This window comes from Streptococcus sp. GMD1S, assembly GCF_000296875.1.
Taxonomy (GTDB): domain Bacteria; phylum Bacillota; class Bacilli; order Lactobacillales; family Streptococcaceae; genus Streptococcus.
In genome coordinates, this window is the sequence record NZ_AJQY01000092.1 from 1 (window position 1) to 2,485 (window position 2,485).

A 2,485-nucleotide genomic window follows, 5' to 3' on the forward strand; every position below is an offset into this window, starting at 1 on the left:
TAAATATCGTGACTTGTGACCAAGATTTCCATGTTTATTTGGATGGTATCTTAGCCGTTAAGGACTCTCAAATCATCTATGTCGGTCAAGAGAAACCAGAGATTTTAGAGCAAGCTGAGCAGATTATAGACTATCAGGGAGCCTGGATCATGCCTGGTTTGGTTAATTGCCATACCCATTCTGCTATGACAGGTTTGCGAGGGATTCGGGATGACAGCAACCTCCATGAATGGCTCAATGACTATATCTGGCCGGCAGAAGCAGGATTTACTCCCGACATGACTACCAAGGCAGTCAAAGAAGCTCTGACAGAGATGCTCCAGTCAGGGACAACAACCTTCAACGATATGTATAATCCCAATGGTGTGGATATTGAGCAAATTTATCAGGCAGTCAAGGCATCTAAGATGCGTTGTTATTTCTCACCGACCCTCTTTTCTTCAGAGGCAGAAACAACTGCTGAGACCATAAGCAGAACACGTGCCATCATAGAGGAAATCTTAGAATATGAAAACCCAAATTTCAAGGTTATGGTAGCTCCTCATTCTCCATATAGCTGTAGTAGAGACTTGCTGGAAGCGAGCTTAGATATGGCAAAAGAGCTGGACATTCCTATCCATATCCATGTAGCGGAGACCAAGGAGGAGTCAGGAATTATCCTCAAACGCTATGGCAAACGTCCCCTCGCCTTTCTAGAAGAACTGGGTTATTTAGATCATCCGTCTGTCTTTGCTCATGGGGTCGAGCTAAACGAGCGAGAAATTGAACGCTTGGCAACTTCTCATGTGGCCATCGCCCATAATCCTATCAGTAACCTCAAACTGGCCTCAGGGATTGCTCCCATCATCCAACTGCAAAAAGCAGGAGTAGCAGTCGGAATTGCGACAGACTCGGTTGCTTCCAATAACAATCTAGATATGTTTGAGGAAGGACGGACTGCAGCCCTTCTTCAAAAGATGAAAAGTGGAGATGCCAGCCAATTTCCTATCGAGACAGCCCTTAAGGCATTGACGATCGAAGGAGCTAAGGTTCTAGGAATGGAAAAGCAGATAGGAAGCCTAGAAGTTGGCAAGCAAGCGGATTTTCTGGTCATTCAACCACAAGGAAAAATCCATCTTCAACCTCAGAAAAATATGCTCTCTCATCTGGTTTATGCTGTCAAATCCAGTGATGTTGAAGATGTTTATATCGCTGGAGAACAGGTGGTTAAGCAAGGCAAAGTTTTGACAGTAGAGATTTAAAAAAATTTAAAAAAAGTTTGCAAAAATCTTGCATTCTTTTTTTGTCTATGCTATACTTATATACGGTTTGAAAAAACTGCCTAAGACAGTAGGGGAGCTCGACTCATAAAGATCCTACCGAGGACAAAACGTATCATGTAAAAAGAAGCGTATTGTACTTTCGTGTCTAGGTTTGGGCGCGTTTTTCTTTTGGAAAAATTCCCCAAGCAAAATAATTACGGAGGTGAACACACTAATGAGTGAAGCAATTATTGCTAAAAAAGCGGAACTAGTTGACGTAGTAGCTGAAAAAATGAAAGCTGCTGCATCTATCGTCGTTGTAGACGCTCGTGGTTTGACAGTTGAGCAAGATACAGTTCTTCGTCGTGAGCTTCGTGGAAGCGAAGTTGAGTATAAAGTCATTAAAAACTCAATCTTGCGTCGTGCAGCTGAAAAAGCTGGTCTTGAAGATCTTGCATCAGTATTTGTTGGACCATCTGCAGTAGCATTTTCTAACGAAGATGTTATCGCACCAGCGAAAATCTTGAACGATTTTGCTAAAAACGCTGAAGCACTTGAAATCAAAGGTGGTGCAATCGAAGGCGCTGTCGCATCAAAAGAAGAGATTCTTGCACTTGCAACTCTTCCAAACCGCGAAGGACTTCTTTCTATGCTCCTTTCTGTACTTCAAGCGCCAGTGCGCAACGTTGCTCTTGCAGTCAAAGCGGTTGCAGACAACAAAGAAGACGCAGCTTAATCTTAAGCTACGCAGCGTAGCTTAGCTACGAAAAAACTATTATAAAATTAAAAACTTATTTGGAGGAAATAACAATGGCATTGAACATTGAAAACATTATTGCTGAAATTAAAGAAGCTTCAATCCTTGAATTGAACGACCTTGTAAAAGCTATCGAAGAAGAATTTGGTGTAACTGCAGCTGCTCCTGTAGCTGTTGCTGCAACTGGTGCTGCTGACGCTGGTGCTGCTAAAGACTCATTTGACGTTGAGTTGACAGCTGCTGGTGACAAAAAAGTTGGCGTTATCAAAGTTGTACGTGAAATCACTGGTCTTGGACTTAAAGAAGCTAAAGAACTTGTTGATGGTGCACCAGGTGTCATCAAAGAAGGCGTTCCAACTGCAGAAGCTGAAGAAATCAAAGCTAAATTGGAAGAAGCTGGAGCTTCAGTTACTCTTAAATAATAGAGCAACTACATTAGTAGCTTAAAAACATGATAAAACCGCTATTCTTAGGAGTAGCGGTTTTT

3 protein-coding genes and 1 other annotated feature are annotated in these 2,485 nt (G+C 42.2%); all 3 genes read left to right on the plus strand.

Annotation, left to right across the window (positions count from 1 at the left end; genetic code table 11):
• The coding region (locus GMD1S_RS07175; protein WP_000293480.1) for a TRZ/ATZ family protein at positions 1 to 1,241 on the plus strand (1,241 nt) is incomplete at its 5' end.
• 61 nt (positions 1,242 to 1,302) lie between these two features.
• Positions 1,303 to 1,438: a sequence feature (ribosomal protein L10 leader region), on the plus strand.
• A gap of 38 nt (positions 1,439 to 1,476) precedes the next feature.
• Complete coding sequence (rplJ, locus tag GMD1S_RS07180) at positions 1,477 to 1,977, plus strand: 50S ribosomal protein L10 (RefSeq protein ID WP_001287273.1); 501 nt, start codon at positions 1,477 to 1,479, stop codon at positions 1,975 to 1,977.
• A 74-nt stretch (positions 1,978 to 2,051) separates the two neighbouring features.
• Positions 2,052 to 2,420, plus strand: a complete 369-nt coding sequence (gene rplL, locus GMD1S_RS07185) for a 50S ribosomal protein L7/L12 (RefSeq protein ID WP_001196971.1) — start codon at positions 2,052 to 2,054, stop codon at positions 2,418 to 2,420.
• Positions 2,421 to 2,485: the final 65 nt, after the last annotated feature.

Excerpts from the sequence above, each read along its gene's own strand:
- rplL (WP_001196971.1), top strand. The coding sequence starts at position 2,052 with ATGGCATTGAACATTGAAAACATTATTGCTGAAATTAAAGAAGCTTCA.
- rplJ (WP_001287273.1), top strand. The coding sequence starts at position 1,477 with ATGAGTGAAGCAATTATTGCTAAAAAAGCGGAACTAGTTGACGTAGTA.